The 17,619-nt window shown below is 71.7% G+C and carries 16 protein-coding genes; 9 read left to right on the top strand and 7 right to left on the bottom strand.

Features of this window, described 5'->3' with window-relative positions:
* Positions 1-23: 23 nt before the first annotated feature.
* The 4 genes from AN233_RS04430 (at position 24) to AN233_RS04415 (ending at position 4,362) form a co-directional block, all read left to right on the top strand.
* Positions 24-1,664 (top strand): anthranilate synthase component I family protein, encoded by a 1,641-nt coding sequence (locus AN233_RS04430; RefSeq protein ID WP_058365643.1) that lies wholly within the window; start codon positions 24-26, stop codon positions 1,662-1,664.
* Positions 1,657-2,328 (top strand): anthranilate synthase component II, encoded by a 672-nt coding sequence (locus AN233_RS04425; RefSeq protein ID WP_058365642.1) that lies wholly within the window; start codon positions 1,657-1,659, stop codon positions 2,326-2,328. The genes AN233_RS04430 and AN233_RS04425 overlap by 8 nt, the downstream gene beginning before the upstream one ends.
* The gene (locus AN233_RS04420; protein ID WP_058365641.1) at positions 2,325-3,254 is read left to right on the top strand and encodes an aminotransferase class IV; all 930 of its coding nucleotides are present in this window, start codon (positions 2,325-2,327) and stop codon (positions 3,252-3,254) included. Before AN233_RS04425 ends, AN233_RS04420 begins: the two co-directional genes overlap by 4 nt.
* 643 nt (positions 3,255-3,897) lie before the next feature.
* Positions 3,898-4,362 carry a Rieske (2Fe-2S) protein gene (locus AN233_RS04415; RefSeq protein WP_058365640.1) on the top strand — a complete coding sequence of 155 codons (465 nt, stop codon included), beginning with the start codon at positions 3,898-3,900 and terminating at the stop codon, positions 4,360-4,362.
* A gap of 36 nt (positions 4,363-4,398) precedes the next feature.
* Here AN233_RS04415 and AN233_RS04410 read toward each other — a convergent pair whose 3' ends face one another.
* Entirely contained in the window at positions 4,399-5,616 is a 1,218-nt protein-coding gene (locus tag AN233_RS04410) for an NAD(P)/FAD-dependent oxidoreductase (RefSeq protein ID WP_058365639.1), read from the bottom strand.
* A gap of 24 nt (positions 5,617-5,640) precedes the next feature.
* Positions 5,641-6,447, bottom strand: a complete 807-nt coding sequence (locus AN233_RS04405) for a DUF7388 family protein (RefSeq protein ID WP_058365638.1) — start codon at positions 6,445-6,447, stop codon at positions 5,641-5,643.
* A 288-nt stretch (positions 6,448-6,735) separates the two neighbouring features.
* Here AN233_RS04405 and AN233_RS04400 point away from each other — a divergent pair, with 288 nt between their 5' ends.
* Positions 6,736-7,842 (top strand): glutathione S-transferase family protein, encoded by a 1,107-nt coding sequence (locus AN233_RS04400; RefSeq protein ID WP_058365637.1) that lies wholly within the window; start codon positions 6,736-6,738, stop codon positions 7,840-7,842.
* 74 nt (positions 7,843-7,916) lie between these two features.
* Entirely contained in the window at positions 7,917-9,077 is a 1,161-nt protein-coding gene (locus tag AN233_RS04395; RefSeq protein WP_058365636.1) for a pyridoxal phosphate-dependent aminotransferase, read from the top strand.
* A gap of 56 nt (positions 9,078-9,133) precedes the next feature.
* Here AN233_RS04395 and AN233_RS04390 read toward each other — a convergent pair whose 3' ends face one another.
* From AN233_RS04390 to AN233_RS04380, 3 genes are all read right to left on the bottom strand, one after another.
* A complete protein-coding gene (locus tag AN233_RS04390) occupies positions 9,134-9,553 on the bottom strand; it encodes a universal stress protein (protein ID WP_058365635.1) in 420 nt (139 codons plus the stop codon).
* A 138-nt stretch (positions 9,554-9,691) separates the two neighbouring features.
* Complete coding sequence (locus AN233_RS04385; RefSeq protein ID WP_058365634.1) at positions 9,692-10,483, bottom strand: 4-phosphopantoate--beta-alanine ligase; 792 nt, start codon at positions 10,481-10,483, stop codon at positions 9,692-9,694.
* 80 nt (positions 10,484-10,563) lie between these two features.
* Positions 10,564-11,988, bottom strand: a complete 1,425-nt coding sequence (locus AN233_RS04380; protein ID WP_058365633.1) for an amidohydrolase — start codon at positions 11,986-11,988, stop codon at positions 10,564-10,566.
* A gap of 630 nt (positions 11,989-12,618) precedes the next feature.
* On the opposite strand from AN233_RS04380, the gene pyk reads away from it, so the two are divergent.
* Both pyk and AN233_RS04370 read left to right on the top strand, forming a co-directional pair.
* Positions 12,619-14,376: a pyruvate kinase gene (pyk, locus tag AN233_RS04375; RefSeq protein ID WP_058365632.1), complete on the top strand. Its 1,758-nt coding sequence runs from the start codon at positions 12,619-12,621 to the stop codon at positions 14,374-14,376.
* Positions 14,377-14,469: 93 nt separating this feature from the next.
* Positions 14,470-14,700, top strand: a complete 231-nt coding sequence (locus tag AN233_RS04370) for a DUF7312 domain-containing protein (protein ID WP_058365631.1) — start codon at positions 14,470-14,472, stop codon at positions 14,698-14,700.
* Positions 14,701-14,764: 64 nt separating this feature from the next.
* Here the strand turns inward: AN233_RS04370 and truD are convergent, their stop codons facing one another.
* Complete coding sequence (gene truD, locus AN233_RS04365) at positions 14,765-16,153, bottom strand: tRNA pseudouridine(13) synthase TruD (RefSeq protein WP_058365630.1); 1,389 nt, start codon at positions 16,151-16,153, stop codon at positions 14,765-14,767.
* Positions 16,153-16,491, bottom strand: coding sequence for a peptidyl-tRNA hydrolase Pth2 (gene pth2, locus AN233_RS04360; protein ID WP_058365629.1), 339 nt, complete (start codon positions 16,489-16,491; stop codon positions 16,153-16,155). The genes truD and pth2 overlap by 1 nt, the downstream gene beginning before the upstream one ends.
* Before the next feature lie 114 nt (positions 16,492-16,605).
* Here pth2 and AN233_RS04355 point away from each other — a divergent pair, with 114 nt between their 5' ends.
* Entirely contained in the window at positions 16,606-17,364 is a 759-nt protein-coding gene (locus AN233_RS04355; protein WP_058365628.1) for a YIP1 family protein, read from the top strand.
* Positions 17,365-17,619 lie beyond the last annotated feature (255 nt).

Here is a 17,619-nt window from a genome sequence, read left to right as displayed (position 1 = left end):
CCGGTGACGACTCCTCTGCAACGATGACCCACACCGTCCGGACGGACCGGGCCGCCTTCCGCGAGACCGCAGCGGCGGCCCCGAGCGGCGCCCGCGTCCCCGTCGAGGTCCGGACGACGGTCGCGGACCCCTTCGACGCCTACCGGCGGGCTCGCGACGGGCCGGGCGGCGCGTTCCTGGAGACGACCGGCGGCCAGACCGGCTGGGGCTACTTCGGCGTGGACCCGGTCGAGCGGCTCCGCGTCGGCCCGGACGCGGTCGTCCGCGAGTCCGACCCGGACGCGGGGACGGGCGACTACCGGCGCGACTCTCCGACGCTCGCGGCGCTCGACGGACTGCTGGCCGACGAGGACCTCGCTCGCGGCGACTGCGAGGTGCCGTTCCCCTGTGGCGTCCTCGGCTGGCTCTCCTACGACGCCGCCCGCGAACTGGAGACGTTTCCCGAGGACGGTACCGTCGACGACCGCGGACTCCCCCGCCTCGACGCCGCGATGTTCGACCGGCTGGCCGCGTGGGAGTGCCCGACCCCCGAGGGGGGCCCGGTGACGCTCCGGATCACCGTCTGTCCGCGCGTCTCGGGTGGAGCGACGGATTGCGACGGCGTCTACGACGAGGCGGTCGCGCGGGCGGTCGACCTCGTGGACCGGATCGAGACGGGCGGCCCGGAGGCCGGCCCGGCACCGGAACCGGACGCGGAGAACGCGACCTTTCGGAGCGAGTCGGGCCGAGAACCGTACGCGGACGCGGTTCGCCGCGTGAAAGCGCACGTCCGCGAGGGGGACACGTTCCAGGCGAACGTCTCCCAGCGCCTCGTCGCCCCCGCGGCGGTCCACCCGGTCGACGCGTACGACGCGCTCCGGGAGGTGAACCCCGCGCCCTACTCGGGCCTACTGGAGTTCGCGCGGCCGAGAGCGGGAGAAAACGACGGCCGTGGCGCCGCCGACAGCGGCGTCGACCTCGTGAGCGCCAGCCCCGAACTCCTGCTCGACCGCGAGGGAGACCGACTCGCGACGGAGCCCATCGCGGGCACGCGACCCCGCGGCGGGACTTCGGAAGCGGACGCGGCGCTGGAGGCCGAACTGACCGGCGACGAGAAGGAGCGCGCCGAACACGCCATGCTCGTGGACCTCGAACGAAACGACCTCGGAAAGGTCTGCGAGTTCGGCAGCGTCGACGTGACCGAGTATCGCCGCGTCGACCGCTACAGCGAGGTGATGCACCTCGTCTCGCTGGTGGAGGGACGCGCTCGCCCGGACGCCACGCTCGCGGACGCAGTCGCCGCCTGCTTCCCCGGCGGCACCATTACCGGCGCGCCCAAGCCCAGGACCATGGAGATAATCGACGAGTTGGAGCCGACGCGCCGAGGGCCCTACACCGGATCGATGGGCATATTCGGGCTCGACGGGCGCGCGACGCTGAACATAATCATCAGGACGCTGGTCAGACACGCCGACGAGTACCACCTGCGCGTTGGCGCCGGCATCGTCCACGACTCCGACCCCGACGCGGAGTACGAGGAGACGCTGGCGAAGGGGCGCGCGCTCGTGACCGCCATCGACGAGGCGCTCGCGGCGGCGGACCTGCGCGTGGACGCGGCCGGAGAGACGGATGACGCCGTCGGCAGCGGGAAGGCCCGCGGCGACCAGGAGGCGAGCGATGACTGACGCGAGCGCGGGGCCGAAAGGAGACGACTCCGCGGCCGCCGCGGGCTGGCGGCCCGGCGCGGGCGACTCGGAGGCCCGGGTGCTCGTGATAGACAACTACGACTCGTTCGTCTACAACCTCGTCCAGTACGTCGGAACGGTCGCCGGCGCGGTGACGGTCCGGCGCAACGACGCGGTCGATCTCGCCGGGATCCGCGCGATGGATCCCGACGGCGTCGTCGTCTCGCCGGGGCCGGGAACGCCGCGGGAGGCCGGCGTCTCGATGGACGTGTGGGAGCTCGATCGGCCGATTCTCGGCGTCTGTCTGGGCCACCAGGCGCTCTGTGCCAGCCTCGGCGCGCCGGTCGGCCACGCTCGGGAGGTCGTCCACGGCAAGCCCTCGACGATCAGCCACGACGGAACCGGCGTCTTCGCCGGCCTGCCCGACCGGCTCTCGGTCGGCCGCTACCACTCGCTGTGCGTCGAGCGCGAGGACCTCCCCGACGACCTGATCGAGACCGCCCGAACCGAGGACGAACGCGAGGTCGTGATGGGCGTTCGCCACCGCGAAAAGCCGCACGTCGGCGTGCAGTTCCACCCCGAGAGCATCCTCACCGACGCGGGCGAGCGGATGGTCGAGAACTTCGTGGCGACCTGCGAGACGTGGGAGGCGGGGCTCCGATGACCGACGCCGCGGACCTGCTGTACCACGTCGACGGCGAACTGGTTCCGGCCGCGGAGGCGACCGTGAACGTCCGGGACCGCGGGTTCATGTACGGCGACGCCGCCTTCGAGACGATGCGCGCGTACGGAGGCGAGGTCTTCCGGTGGGACGCCCACGCCGACCGCCTCCGCGGGACCTGCGAGACGCTCGGGATGGACCACGGGCTGACGGACGCGGACCTGAAAGACCGGGTCGACGAGACGCTCGCGGCCAACGACCTCGCGGACGCGTACGTGAAGCTCTCGATATCCCGGGGCGTCCAGCCGGGGAAACTCGACCCCGACCCCGCGGTCGACCCCACCGTCGTCGTCTACGTCTCACCGCTCCCGCGAGGCGGGACCGCGCCCGACGCGGAGCCGGTCTGGGACGGTCCCGCCGCGCTCCAGACCGTCAGGACCCAGCGCGTGCCCGACCGCGCCATCCCGGCGGACGCGAAGACGCACAACTACCTCAACGGGATCCTCGCGCGGCTCGAACTCCGCAGCTCGGACGCCGACGAGGCGATGCTCCGCGACGCCGAGGGATACGTCGCGGAGGGCGCGACCTCCAACCTGTTCCTCGTCGACGACGGCGGACTCAGAACCCCCTCGCTCGACGGACCGGTGCTGCCCGGCGTCACCAGAGACACCGTGCTGGACCTCGCGGCCGAGGAGGGGATCCCGGTCGAGGAGGACCAACTCACCCCCGCGGACGTGCGCGACGCCGACGAAGTCTTTCTGACCAACTCGACGTGGGAGGTCCGGCCGGTCGCGACCGTCGACGGCGTGGACGTGACGCCCGGCGACGCGACGCCCGAAAACGCCGACCGCGACGCCGGTCCCCTGACGACGCTGCTCGCGCGGCTGTACGCGCGGCGCGTGGAACGCGTCCACTACGGAGACGACTGACAGCAACCCACAACCACGGTGGGAGAGTGCTCACGGCCGTCCGTTCAGTATCCACGGCGGTCGGCGCGCGCGAGGAACGCGCGCGAGGGAGGCGGCGGCGCGGCCGCCTGCGGTGCGGTGCTGTTCCGCGGCCGCGCCGCCGCCGAGGCTGGGGAGGTGCGAGGCTGCGGTTGCGGCGCGGTTGCGGTGCTGTGCGGGGTGGGACTGAAAGGGGCAGCCGGCTCGATCCGGCCCCGGCGCCTCAAGCGACGCGAGAGCGAAGCACTCGCTAGTCTGAGACTCCGTCTCAGGCACCGCAGCGGGTGTTGCGGAGAGCGAGGAGCGCAGAGTGTGCCGCGGCCGGTCGAGCCGGCTGGGGCTTTCTGGGTGTTGCTGGCCCCAGCAGCAGGATAAACAACAGGAACATCGTACAGAGAGCCGGCTGGGGCTTTCTGGGTGGTGCCGTCCCGATCAGCATGACCGACAACAGGAACAGAAAAATCGCCGTCCGGACAGCCGTCGAGGGCTTTCGAACTGGATACCCCCACACGATCGGACCTCACACGTACCACTTCGTACGGAAATCCTCGAGAGCGCTCGCGAAGCGGTACGAGTCGCTCCGGAACGCGGAACGTTCAAACGCCGCGCGCACCTCGCCGCGGACATGGACGAGGACCGGCGCGTCGCGGACCTCGCGGAGGTCCCCGACGACGCCACGCTGCTCGTGACGCTCCGCCCGGTCGGCGAGGTGGCCGACGACACCGGCGACGTGGGCGCGGACGAGGCGGGCGCCCCCGAGGTCGAAGCCCTACTGATCCGGCTGTCGGACGGCGTCGCCGCCTACCGAAACTACTGCCAGCACTGGACGGACGTGCGCCTGAACAAGGGCGACGGCGGCTTCGTGCGGAACGGCGAGATCTTCTGTCGCAAGCACGGCGCGACGTTCGAGGGCGACTCCGGCTACTGCAACTTCGGCCCCTGCGAGGGCGCGACGCTCGACCGCGTGGCCGTGACGGCCGAGGACGGCGCGGTGTACCTCACCGACGACGACTACGAGTTCGTCCGCGCCGGCCCCGCCGAGCGCGACGAGGAGGCCGGCGGCTCGCGGATCGACTTCACCGGGAACTGACGCGCGGCCGACCCCCGCTTTCGCAAAAACTCCTCCTCAGCGGTTCTCGACCGACATCCCTTCCGCGATCTCGAACTCCTCCGCGCCGGAGAACCGCGTCGGATCGAAGGGGGCGATGGCGGCGTCGAGGGAATCCTCCGCGTCGGCCGCCGAACTCGGCAGTCCCCGCTCCGCGCGCTCCAGCGCCATCTCCGCGAGCGCCTCGGCGTGGGCCGGCGCGCGCATGAAGCCGTGGCCCTGCCAGCCGGCGGCGACGAACAGCCCCGGTTCGACCTCGCCGAGGAGCGGGTCGCCGTCCGGCGTCGCGGTGCAGAGCCCGGCCCACGCGCGTTCGGGGTCGACCGCGTACTCCGCGCGCTCCCGGAGCGCGGCCGCCACGTTGTCCACGAACCAGTCGTCGCCGATTCGGTCGTAGGTGTCGGGGTCCGCCTCGACCGGCTCCGTCCCGTCGCCGCCGAGCAGGCCTGTCGGGTGCGGCCGGAAGTAGACGCCCGCGGTCGCGTCGTACACCATCGGACCGTCGTACGGCGCCGCGCTCGTCAACGCCTGCACGCGGTAGGGCTTGATCGCCAGCGGACGCCCGGCGGCCGCGAACAGGCGCTTCGTGTGCGCGCCCGCCGCGACGACCACCGCGTCGAACCGCTCGCGGTCCGGGTCGTCGCGGTCGCCACCGTCCTTGTCGTCTCCGATCAGGAGAGCGGGGCCGTCCGCAGTTTCAGAAAAATCGGTCCGAGGAAGCCCGACCGGCGTCCCCTCCCGGATCTCGACGCCGAGTTCCCGAGCGCGCGAGGCCATCGCCTCGGTGTAGGCGGCCGGGTCGACGTAGCCGGCGTTCTCCGCGACGGCGGCCGCGGCGAGGTCGTCCGTCTCCAGCGGGAAGGCGTCCGCGAGCTCCTCGGGGGCCACGAGCGACACCGCGCGGTCGTGTGTGCGCATGCGCTCGACCGTGGCTGGCAGCGCCTCAGCGGTCTCGTCGCCCTCGCGGACGGCGATGACGTACGGGCATTCGCTGAACGAAAACCCCTCCGGACCGGGGCCGGCGAGGTCGCGAAAGCGCTCCATCGACCGCGCCGCGAGTTCTGCGTCCACGTCCTCGGCGTAGGCGTCGTACAGCACGCCCGCGGCGCGGCCGGAGCTGCCGCTGGCGACCGTTTCGCGCTCGAACAGGGTCACGTCGGCGCCGCGGGCGGCGAGGTCGCCGGCGGTCGTGACGCCGACGGCGCCGCCGCCGACCACGGCGACGTGCGGGGGCATACCCGACGCTTCGCCGCGTGGTGCTTATAAGGAACGGTCGGCGGGACCGAGGAAGTCGTCGAGGCCGCGAGCGGGGTAGCCGACGACGCGGTCCGCCCCGGCCTCGCGAAGGGCGTCGACGCGCTCGCGGACTTCCTCGGGCGTGCCGACGAGCGCGAAGTCGTGGACCGCCGCGGAGAGCACCTCGCGGGCGCGGTCGGTCGCTGCGGCGTCGGTGGCGGCGCCGTCGGGGAGCGCGCGGGCGACGGGCCGGCGTCGGGCGGCGTAGGCGCCGACCGCGTCGAGCGCCTCGTCGGTGTCGTCGGTCAGGACGGTGGGCGCGTAGACGGCGACCTCGCCGTCGAACCCCGTCGCGCGAAGCGCGCGGAGGTCCCGCTCCGTGGACCGGGAGAGCAGTTCGTACTGGGTCCCGCCCGCGGCCATCGCCAGTCGCTCGACGCCCTCGGTGCCGACCCACGCGTCGGGTGCCGTCTCGCGGGCGGCGCCGATCCGCGGGGCGACCGCCTTCTCGGACTCCGCCTCGGAGAGGTAGGCGCCGTGGCCCGCCACGAGGACGCGGCGGACGCCGTCGGGCACGTCGGCGAGCAGCGAGTCGTCGCCGAGGGGGTCGTAGCCGTCGGCGCGGACCGGCGTGGTGAGGTACACCTGCGTCTCGTCGGCGAGGGCAGCGAGAGCGTCCGGCTCCGGGACGTGCCCGCGGCCCTCGTAGTCGATGGCGACGGCGTCAACGGGGAGGTCGGCCCCCCGCGACACGTCGCACTCGGCGGGCTTGAGCGCCGCCGCGTCCAGTCCGGTACGCGCCACTGCGTGCTCGTCGGTCTCAGTCAACATCACAATCACTGCCGCCGGCGGATCGGCTCTCGGTGGTCGTGCGGTTACCGTCGCGGAACGCGACCAATCGCCTGTGCGGCCATACCTCCGCTGGGAGCCTCGGCCGCTTAAACGCACCGGGTCTCGGGAATGTTGCCGGGCGCGTGCTGGGCGCGTGCCGGCCGCGTGTCGACCGCATGCCGGTCGCGGTCCCGGATCGAAACGGGAGTTCGAGCCGGTGACACCCGCGTCACCCGGTATACTCACCCTCGCCGAACGGTTAACCGCGCGGCGCCCCATCCTCGGAGCATGAACCAGCTCGTGAACGGCGAGTGGCGGACGGAGACCTACGAGGCGACCGACGAGGAGGGCGCGTTCCAGCGCGGCGAGACCACCTTCAGAAACTGGCTCGCGGGGTCGGCGATCCCGGACCACGTCGACGCGGAGCCGGACGAGCGCCTCCAGCCCGAGGCGGGGCGGTACCACCTCTACGTCTCCTACGCCTGCCCGTGGGCGCACCGAGCCCTGCTCGCGCGGTCGCTGCTCGGACTGGAGGACGCGATTTCGGTCTCCGTCGTGGACCCGTGGCGCGGCGAGGACGGCTGGCAGTTCACGCCCGAGAAGGCGGGCTGTACGCCCGACCACCTCCACGGCGCCGACTACATGCGCGAGCTGTACGTGAAGGCGGACCCGGACGCGACCTGTCGCGTCACCGTTCCGGTGCTGTGGGACAAGAAGGAGGACACCATCGTCAACAACGAGTCCCGAGAAATTCTCCGGATGCTCGACACCGCGTTCGCGGGGACCGACATCGGCAACGACGCGACGCTGCTGCCGGAGGCCGAGGACGCCGACGACTCGGACCGCGCCGCGGACGGCCGCTTCGACGCCGAGGGGGTCGCCCGCGTCGACGAGGCCATCACCGACATCTACGAGCCGATCAACAACGGCGTCTACCGCGCCGGATTCGCGGAGTCGCAATCGGCTTACGACGAGGCGATCGACGAGCTGTTCGGCGCCCTGGACCGCTGGAACGAGGAACTCGGCGAGCGCCGCTACCTCGTCGGTGACACGCTCACCGAGGCGGACATCTGCATGTTCACGACGCTGATCCGCTTCGACCACGTCTACCACACGCACTTCATGTGCAACGTGCAACAGATCCACGAGTACGACCACCTCTGGCCGTACCTGCGCGACCTCTACACGACCGCGGACGTGGCCGAGACCGTGAACCTCGACCACATCAAGGAGCACTACTACACCACCCACCCCGACGTGACGCCCACGCGCATCGTCGCCCGCGGCCCGGACCTCGAGTTCGCCGCGCCGCACGACCGCGACCGGTTCGGCGGCGGCCCGCCGGCCGGGATCGAGGACGCGGACCGCGCGTCGGCTCCCGCGGCCGAAAAGTAGCGTCCGCTCCCTCTCGGATCGTCCCACATCGCCGGCTCCCGACCCCTTTTGCCGACTCGCGCGGTGGGGCAGTTATGCACACTCCCACGGAGCGTGTCCGCCGCGCGAAGCGGTCGCGGATCCGCACGATGTTCGACCTCGCGGAGGCGCAGCCGCCGGACCGCGACCTCGTCCGACTGGAGGTCGGCGAACCGGACTTCGACACCCCCGAACACGTCATCGACGCCGCCGCCGACGCGGCCCGCGCTGGCGCGACCCACTACACCTCGAACGCCGGCCTCCCGGCGTGCAGACGGGCGATCAGCGACACGCTCGCGCGGGAGTACGGCGTCCAGCACGGCGCGGACGAGGTGCTCGTCACCGTCGGCGGGATGGAGGCGCTGCTGCTCGCGGTCCTGTCCACGGTCGGACCGGGCGAGGAGCTCGTCGTGCCGGGACCGACGTGGCCCAACTACGAGACGCAGGCCGCGCTCGCCGACGCCGAGTTCGTCGAGGTCCCGATGCCCGCCGAAACCGGGTACGACCTCGACGCCGACCGCGTGATCGAGCGTCTCGGCCCCGACACCGGCGCGGTCGTCCTCACGACGCCCTCGAACCCCACCGGTCGCGTCTTCGACTCCGAAAAGTGCCGCGCGGTCGTGGAGGCCGCGGCCGACTGCGGCGCGTACGTGATCGCCGACGAGGTGTACCTCGGACTGAGCTACGACGGCGACGCGCGGGGGATCGCCGCGGAGACCGGCCACCCCGACCACGTCCTGACGGTCGGCTCCTGCTCGAAGACGTACGCGATGACGGGCTGGCGGCTCGGCTGGCTCGCGGGTGACCCTCACGTCCTCGACGAGGCGACGAAGGTCCGCGAGTCGACCACGGCGTGTGCGTCGAGCGTCGCACAGCACGCCGCCATCGCCGCGCTCACCGGACCGCAGGAGCCGGTCCGCGAGATGAAGCGCGCCTTCGAGCGTCGTCGCGATCTCGTGGTCGAGCGCATCGACGCCATCGACGGCCTCTCAGCCCCGCGGCCGGAGGGCGCCTTCTACGCGTTTCTGGACCCCGCGGGCGTCGAGGACGACATGGCGTTCGCGCGGACCCTGCTGGAGGACCACGGCGTCGTGCTCGCGCCCGGGAGCGGCTTCGGCGAGACCGGACGGGGGAAGCTCCGGCTCTCGTTCGCCAACTCCGCGGAGCGACTGCGGGAGGGGTTCGACCGGATCGAGCGGGCGCTGGGAGAGCGGTAATCACGGGGCGGTAAGAGCCGACAGATAATCGCCGGGCGATAGTAACGGAGCGAGGATCACCGAGCGACGATCACCGGAACGGGCGAGTTGTGGACCACCTGCTTGGCGACGTTCCCGACGATCAGACGATCGACGAGCGATCCGCTGTGGCTCCCGATAACGACCGCGTCGTACTCCTCCGCGGCGTTCAAAATAACCCGGGCCGGATGCCCGACCTGTACCTCGGTGGTTATCTGTCTCCCGTACTCGGCGGCGAGGTCGTGGGCGTCGTCGAACACGTCCTCCGCGCGGTCCTCCGCGCCCGCCTCGACATCGTCTTCGAGAGCGAGTGATGTTGCCGCTCCGCCCCATCGGGACGGCGTACCGGCGACGTGCAGGACGGTGATGTCGGCGTCGGGATGGTTCTCCAGGGCGTACGTGAGCGCCTGCTTCGCCATCTCCGAGTCGTCCATCGGAACGAGGATCCGCGAGATCATACGACAGCTACGGCCGGTGAGAGATTAAACCGGCCGGTCGTCCCGGTCGGCGGTGCCGAAACGCGCGAAACGCGACTCGTACCCACGCATTCGGAGCGTGTCTGTACCGGTTCGAGAACGGTCCCGACTGCGATTTCGCTACTCCGCGCTCTCGACCGAGTCGTCGTTCTCGCCTTCTCCGTCCGCGAACGATCCCTCGCGGATCGCCCGTTCCGCGTCCGCGAGGGCCTCCTCGCGGTCGAAGGAGTCGACGACGTACTGCAGTTCCTCGCGCGGCGCGTCCGCGAGGTCCTGGGCGTGCCGCGTGATGGCCGGGACGGCGCGGATGATGTTGTCGACGATCGGAACGTCCGCGACGCGCGCCGACCGCGATCCGGGGTTGAGGTCGATCACGACCTCCGTCTTGCCGGCCTCGGCGAGGGCGGCGGCGCGGTCGCCGTCCTCAAGCGGGACGAGCACCACGTCCGCGGCGCCGATTCCCTCGGCATCCACCTTCGCGCGCTCGTGGGAGAGCCCCGGGATGCGGCCGTCCGCGGTCAGGCCGAGCACCTCTTCCGCGCCGTGCTCGCGCAGGTGGTCCGCGATGCGCTCCATGCGCTCTGCGGTGCGGTTAAACAGGTTCACCTCGATCGCGGCACCGGTCGCGTCCGCGAGGGCGACCACCTCGCCGGGCACCAGCGCCGCGACGTTGCCGTTCACCGAGAGGACCGGACGCTCCGCGAGCAACAGCTGTGCGGCGGCCGCGCGCGCCGCCTCGTCGGCCGAGGGGAGCGTCTGCTCGCCCAGCAGGTAGTCGAACGCCTCCCCGCGCCCCTGCGCGATGAGCCCCTGCTTCGAGGTGATCCCCTTCTCGACGCCCGCCTCGATGCGGTGGCGCGTGAGGAGGGACTCGTACCGGGGGTGGTCCTCCGGGATCTCGACGTCGCTCATGACGACGGATCCTCGGCCGGCGGGGGTCTAAAAGCCGTCTCTCCGCGGTCGCCCGCGGTCTCGAAACGCCGGCGGGAGTCTCAGACTCCCTCGACCGGTCGCCGCTCCACGTCCAGCAGGTCGTAGAGGTCCGCGTCCTCGGGGATCGGCGGTTCGTAGGGACCCTCGCGGCGCGACTCGAACTCCGCGGTCGCGGCCGCGCGGAGGTCCGCGTCCGCGATCAGGCGCCCGAGCGTCGCGCCGATCACCTTCGACGCGTAGACCGCGCCGTCGATCCCGGTGGTCCCGCTTGCGGCGACCGCCTGCCACGAGTGAGCGGGCGTGCCGACCGGCCACGTGGCGGCCGAAAAGCGACCGAGCGGAACAACCTGGCTCACCTCGCCGGAGTCCGTCGAGTACGATCCCGTCTCGCCCGCGTCGGCCGCGTCGACCGGGTCGGTGAAGTAGTCCGCCTCGCGGGCCTTCTCTCTGGCCGACTCCGGGAGTTCCGCGAGCGCGCTCTCCACGTCGCCGAGCGAGTCGCGGAGGCCGGCGGCCGTCTCCGCGTCCCCGACCTCGAACGAGCCGAGGTCGGCCATCGTCTCGCGGACCGCATCCCCGAGCGTCTCGTTCGGCTGCACGCCGTGGAGACCTGTCGTCTGGGTCACGTCCACGTCAACGTCGGCCATCAGCGCCGCGCCCTCGGCGGCGTCGAGGACGCGCTCGCTCACCGACTCCACGAGGTCGCGGTCGGGCGCGCGGACGAGGATCTCGCCGGTGGCCTCCGGGGGCACGACGTTCGGCGCGTCGCCGCCCTCGGTGACGACGTAGTGGATCCGGACCGGGTCGGGCACGTGCTCGCGCATGTACTCGACGCCGGTGTGGAACAGCTGGAGGCCGTCGAGCGCGCTCCGGCCCGCCTCGGGCGCGGCCGCCGCGTGCGAGGAGACGCCCTCGAAGGAGACCTCGTAGCCGTTCACCGCCAGGCACGCGCCCTTCGTCGGCGCGTTGTACCAGCCGGGGTGCCACGAGACGACCGCGTCGAGGTCGTCGAAGACGCCGGCGCGCACGAGGTACGTCTTCCCGCCGCCCTTCTCCTCGGCGGGCGTGCCGACGTAGACGACGCTGCCCGCGAGGCCGTCGTCGATCAGGTCCGCGACCGCGAGCGCGCCGCCGAGGCTCCCGACGCCGAACAGGTTGTGTCCGCAGCCGTGTCCGGGCGCGCCCGCCTCCACGGGCTCTCGCTCGGCGGCCCGGCGCTGGGACATCCCCGGGAGCGCGTCGTACTCGCCCATGGTTCCGACGACCGGCTCCTCGTCACCGTAGCGCGCGACGACGGCCGTCTCCAGCCCGCCCGCGCCGACGGTCACGTCGAAGCCCCGCTCCCGGAGCACGCCCGCGATGCGCCCGGCCGCGTACGTCTCCTCCAGCGCCGGCTCGGGGCGCTCCCAGATGTCGTCCGCGAGCGCTGCGAGCTCATCGCGTCGCGACTCCACCGCGGCCGCGGCGTCCTCCGTGGCGTTCATGCCCGAGACTTCCACGGCCGGCGCAAAAGGATTCCCTCACCGGCAGACTGCACGACCGAAATTGCCGATAGTCCGCATTCTTGAGAGCGATACTGAGTGATGCAGACCGATTCAGACACCTCGCTTTTCTGAAACTGGTGGCGGTGCGGTGCTGTGCGGTCGCGGAGCGTTGCGGTTGCAGTGCTGTGCTGTCGGCGCGCGCCGCGGCGACCCTGTGTCGCCGCGACCGCGCGAGGGAGGCGGCGGCGCGGCCGCATTGCGGTGCGGTTTTCGCGGCCGCGCCGCCGCCGAGGCTGGGGAGGTGCGAGGCCTGCGGTGCGGTGGGTGGGACTGAAAGGGGCAGTCGGCTCGATCCGGCCCCGACGACGTAAGCACCGCAGCGGGCTGTGCGGAGAGCGAGGAGCGCAGCGAGGCGCGGCCGGGCGAGCCGACTGGGGCTTTCTGGGTGGTGCCGTCCCGATCAACAGGACCTGCAACAGACACAGAAACACCATCTTCTGACAGAAAAATGGAACAACGCACGTAGTAGACCCAGTATCGCAGTTTCTCGTCTCACCGACCCTCACGAACATTAACTCGGGGGCGACTCCATCGTGGGGCTTTTTGCGGTCGTGCGCCGAATCGCGGGGTATGCGAAACGCCAAGATCGTCTGTACGCTGGGTCCGGCGTCGGACGACCGGGCCACGATCCGCGCGCTCGCGGACGCCGGCATGTCGGTCGCCCGCCTCAACGCCAGCCACGGCACCACGGACCACCGGGAGGAGGTGATCGACCGCGTACGGGCGGTCGACGGCGCGACCGTCGACCCGCTCGCGGTCATGGTCGACCTGCAGGGGCCGGAGGTCCGCACCGCGGAGATCGACGAACCGATCCGGCTGGAGGCCGGCTCCGAGGTGCGGTTCCACGAGGGCGACGACGCGACGCCGAGCGCGGTCGGACTCACCCACTCCATCGCGGCCGCGGGACCGGGTGACACGGTGCTGCTCGACGACGGCCGCATTGAGGCGACCGTCGAGCGCGTCGAGGGCGCGGACGTGATCGCGCGGATCGACTCCGGGGGACAGCTCGGCTCCCGGAAGGGCGTCAACCTGCCCGGCGTCGCCATCGACGTGGACCTGATCACCCCCTCCGACGAGGCGGAGCTGGATCTGGCCGCCCGCGCGGAGGCGGACTTCGTGGCCGCCTCGTTCGTGCGTGACGCCGACGACGTCTACCGGATCGCCGACGGACTGGAGGAACGGGGCGCCGAGGACATCCCCGTCATCGCGAAGATCGAACGCGCAGGCGCGGTCGATAACCTGGCGGGGATCGTCGACGCCGCCGACGGCGTGATGGTCGCGCGCGGCGACCTCGGCGTGGAGTGTCCGCTGGAGGACGTTCCCGTCATTCAAAAGCGGATCATCCGAACGTGCGTCAACGCGGGCGTTCCCGTCATCACCGCGACCGAGATGCTCGACTCGATGGTCCACTCCCGCCGGCCGACGCGCGCGGAGGCGTCCGACGTGGCCAACGCCGTCCTCGACGGCACCGACGCCGTGATGCTGTCCGGCGAGACGGCGATCGGCGACGACCCCGTCAACGTCGTGGAGACGATGAATCGGATCGTCCGGGAGATCGAGGGCAGCGACGAGTACGCCGAGACGAGGGAACAGCGCGTCCCGACCGCCGACGAGGGGTCGCGGACGGAGGCGCTCGCGCGGTCGGCGCGCTACCTGGCGCGGGACATCGGCACGGACGCGGTCGTCGCCGTCTCCGAGTCCGGCTTCACCGCCCGCAAGACGGCGATGTTCCGCCCCGCGGTCCCGGTCGTCGCCACGACGCCGAACGACCGCGTGCGCCGGCAGCTTGCGCTCTCCTGGGGCGTGCGTCCGAAGTACACCGACTACGCCGAGGACATGGAACGCGTCCTCGACAACGCCGTCGACGCGGCGCTGGAGGCCGGCGCCGCCGAGTCCGGGGACACGCTCGTCGTGCTCTCCGGCATGATGACGGAACTGGAGGGGACCAACACGACGAACACGCTGAAGGTCCACGTCGCCGCCGAGACGCTCGCCTCGGGGAAGGCCGTGGTCGCGGGCCACGTCGCGGCACCGATCGCGCGCACCGACGACGGCGACCTCGACGCGGTCCCGGACGGCTCGATCGTCGCGCTCGACGCCGCTTTCGAGGGCGAGTTCTCCGGCGACCTCTCCGGGCTGGCCGGCATCATCGACGCCCGCGAGGGGATGACCGGCTATCCCGCGGTCGTCGCCCGCGAGCTCGGCATCCCGATGATCTCCGGCGCGGCGCTCCCGCCGACGGTCGCGGACGGCGACGTGGTCACCGTGGACGGCGAGCGCGGCGTCGTCTACGACGGCGACGTGACCGCCGAAGGGCGACACAGGTAGGCTGCAGCCGCCACGCAGGGAGGCGACCCCCGCGCGTTTTCGAACCACGGGGAGCCCGCCAACCATTTATCGGACGGTCGACTACGTCCGTTCATGAGTCGCAGCGACGACCCCGTCGGCGACGCGGCCGACGCGGACGCGGCCGACGACGAGGGCGGCGACTGGCGCTTCTCGATCGACGAGGTGGGGCCGGACGGCGTCGTCGAGGAGACGAGTCCCGGCGACGAGCCGATCGAACCGGAGTCCATCGTCCCGGAGCACGCCGTGTTCGTCGCGCTCGGGGTCCTGCTCGCGGTCGGCGTCGTGGTCGTCGGCGTGCTGTAGCGCGGTCGAACGGGCGCGTTTTCTGTAACCCGGTCGTCCCAGACCGATTTCTGTAACGCGGTCGCTACAGGTCGAGCGGCCCGCTCTTGAGAAACTCCCGCAGCAGCACCGTCGCGTAGCAGCCGCTCGGGAGCGCGAACGAGAAGGTGAGGTCGTCGTCGACGGAGAGGTCCGTCTTCACGAGGATCGCTCGCCGCGTCCCGGTCGAGCCGAACTCACCCGGGAGGTCGAAGTCGGCCGGCTCGACTCCCGCCTCAGCGAGCACCTCGCGCTCGATCTCGCCGGGTTCGCCGTCGGCGAGTTCGGTCTCGGTTCCGACCAGCGGCGCGGTGACGAACGCGCGGTCGCGGCGGCAGTGGCGCTCCACGATGGAGACGCGCGATTCGGAGACGCGCTGGAGTCGGTCGGTGTCAGGCGCGTACAGCTCCGCGGGGGCGTCCGTATCGGAGAAACACGCCACGTCGCCGTCGACCGGCGCGCCGAACGGGAGCCCCCGTTCGAGGCGCTCGCTGAGGATCCGGTTGAACAGGGCCGACTGCGCCGCGTTGACGAACAGCCGCTGGAGGTTCGAGGGGACCGCCTCGAGCGCCTCGCGCCACACCGCCTCCGGAGCGTCCGCGGGCGCGTCGGCCTCCGCGAGCCGGTGGAGCATGCCGCGCTCGAACCGGAGCTTGCCCGGCATCTCCTCGAGGCAGGCGTCCCAGTCGGCGGCGTCGCTCGCGAACTGCTCGTCCACGAGCGCACGCGCTTCACGAGTGTCCGTCGGCTCGCTCTCGTGGGGGTTGCCCGCGTACAGCCGGACCGCCTCACGCCAGTCGCCGCGGACGACCGCGAGGCCCACCTCGTGGGTGACGGGGCGCCGGCTGCCGAAGCGCTGCTGGCCGAAGTAGTTGGGGACGCCGACCGGGTCGTCGGGGTCGAGTGGCGCCTCCTCGTCAGCGTTCTCCGCTCCCACCGCGAACGCGCGGAGGTCGGCGGCGATCGCCGCGACGCGCTCGCGAGCGTCGGGCTCGGCGTCACGGACTCGGATCTCGAAGGCGTTGCCCGCCAGGTCGCCGAAGGTGAGCGCGCGCCCCGCGCGGCCGATGACCTCGATCTCGGCGTCGCGGACCTCGGGAAGGTCCTCGGGGTCGGCGTCGCGGACGGAGATCAACTGGGTCGTGACCGCGCGCTTGTCCTTCGTGCCGGCCCACGAGACGCGCTCGCGGCTGATCCCCATCGCGTCCGAGAGGCGGCGGACGAAGTCGTTCGTGTCCCAGTCGCGGAGCGTGACCCGACAGACGAGGTGGGGGTACGCGCCCGTGGGCGACTCGAGCGGTTCGACCGAGAACGCCTCCAGTTCGCGGACGCGGAAGTCCTCGGGGCTGGTTCGGAGTCGACCCCCGATGCCGTCCGCGTCGCTGACGTAGTGGTCGATGCCGACCGCGCGCTCGACCGGGTGGGCCTCGCGCATCAGTACAGCGGGAGGTCGCCGGTGACGCGGTCGACCAGGTCGTCGCTGGCCGGTCCGACCGCGAGCGCGGAGACGGTGCCCGGCTCCAGTTCGGTGTGGCCGGCGTCCCGGACGATCGCGTAGGGGATCCCCTCCTTGTCGGCCTTGTCGGCGAGTTCGAACAGCTGTGACTCGGAGTCGCCGCGCAGGACGACCTTCTTCTGTCCCTCGCCCTGCCACTTCTTGCGCGTTCGCCGACCGGCGTCCTGGAACGCCGACAGCGAGGCGTGGGCGACCTGTGCGGCGAGTTTCCCCTCGCCCATTCCCAGGTCCGCACGGGCGACGATGGCCTGCTTCATACTCGCCCTCTGCGCGGCCGCGGCTTTAGGTGTGGCTACTTGGGGGAGAGTTGCTCTCACGAGCCGCCGCGACCGGACGAAAAGCCCTTGCCGGCGCGCCGAGAGGCTCCGCGCGTGCCCTCCACGTTCGCCCGCTTGCGCGCCGCCCTCGGCCGCGCCGCGACCGCCCCGAACCGCTTCTTCGACCGCCGCTCGCCGTCGCTCGGGACCGCGTTCCTCGTCGTCCTCGCGGTCGGGGTCGGTGTGAGCCTCGGGATCGTCACCCTCGGCGCCGTCTTCGACGCGACGATCGACGCGACCGTCACCGTCGAGAACCCCGACCGGCCCCCCGAATGGGTCTGCGAGCAGCACGGCACCGACGGCGTCCACGACACCGACGACCCCTTCGCGTCGGGCTGCGACGAACCCGAGTACATCGACGTCGACGCCGGCTCCGAGCTCCGGGACGCCGTCGGCGGGTACGTCCATTACGGCTTCCTCGGCGTCCTGCTCTGGTGGGTGTTCTCGGCCGGCGTGTTCCACGCCGCAGCGCGGTTCGCGGGCGGCAGCGCTCGGTTCGGCGCCTCGCTGACCGCGGCCGCGTGGGCGCTCGTGCCGGAGCTGCTCCGCATGGCCGCCGCGCTCGCCCTGATCTACGCGGCGCTGCGCTCCGCGACCGTCACCGGCGCCGGCATGGAGGCGCTCGCGGACGACGTGCTCGCCGCGTTCGGAACGGTCGAGCCGTGGATACTGGTTGTGTCGTTGGTGACCGTCTCGCTGGAGTGGTGGCTCTTCGCGGCCGCGGGCGAGTCGTTCCACGACCTCCCGCGGTCGAGCGCCGTCGCCGCGGCCGCGGTGCCGGCCGGGTTCTCCCTGATCGCGGCGCTGATCTGAGGGGTTGATGTCGATCCCCCAGTCGGAACCGGTACGGTCGGAGAGTTACTGTCGGCTCTCTGTACTACGGTTGTGGATCTTCTGTCTCCGTTGCTTATTCTGCTGATCTGGACAGCACCATCTCGAAAGCCCCAGCCGGCTCTCTGTACGACGTTTTTGACACTGCTGTCGATCCTGCTGATCTGGACAGCAACACCCAGAAAGCCCCAGCCGGCTCGACCGGCCGTCGTGAGACGGTCCGGGCTGCCTGCGGTA

Origin of the sequence: Haloparvum sedimenti (genome assembly GCF_001462205.1) — an archaeon.
GTDB lineage: Archaea > Halobacteriota > Halobacteria > Halobacteriales > Haloferacaceae > Haloparvum > Haloparvum sedimenti.
This window is presented reverse-complemented; position numbering and strand designations above follow the sequence as displayed.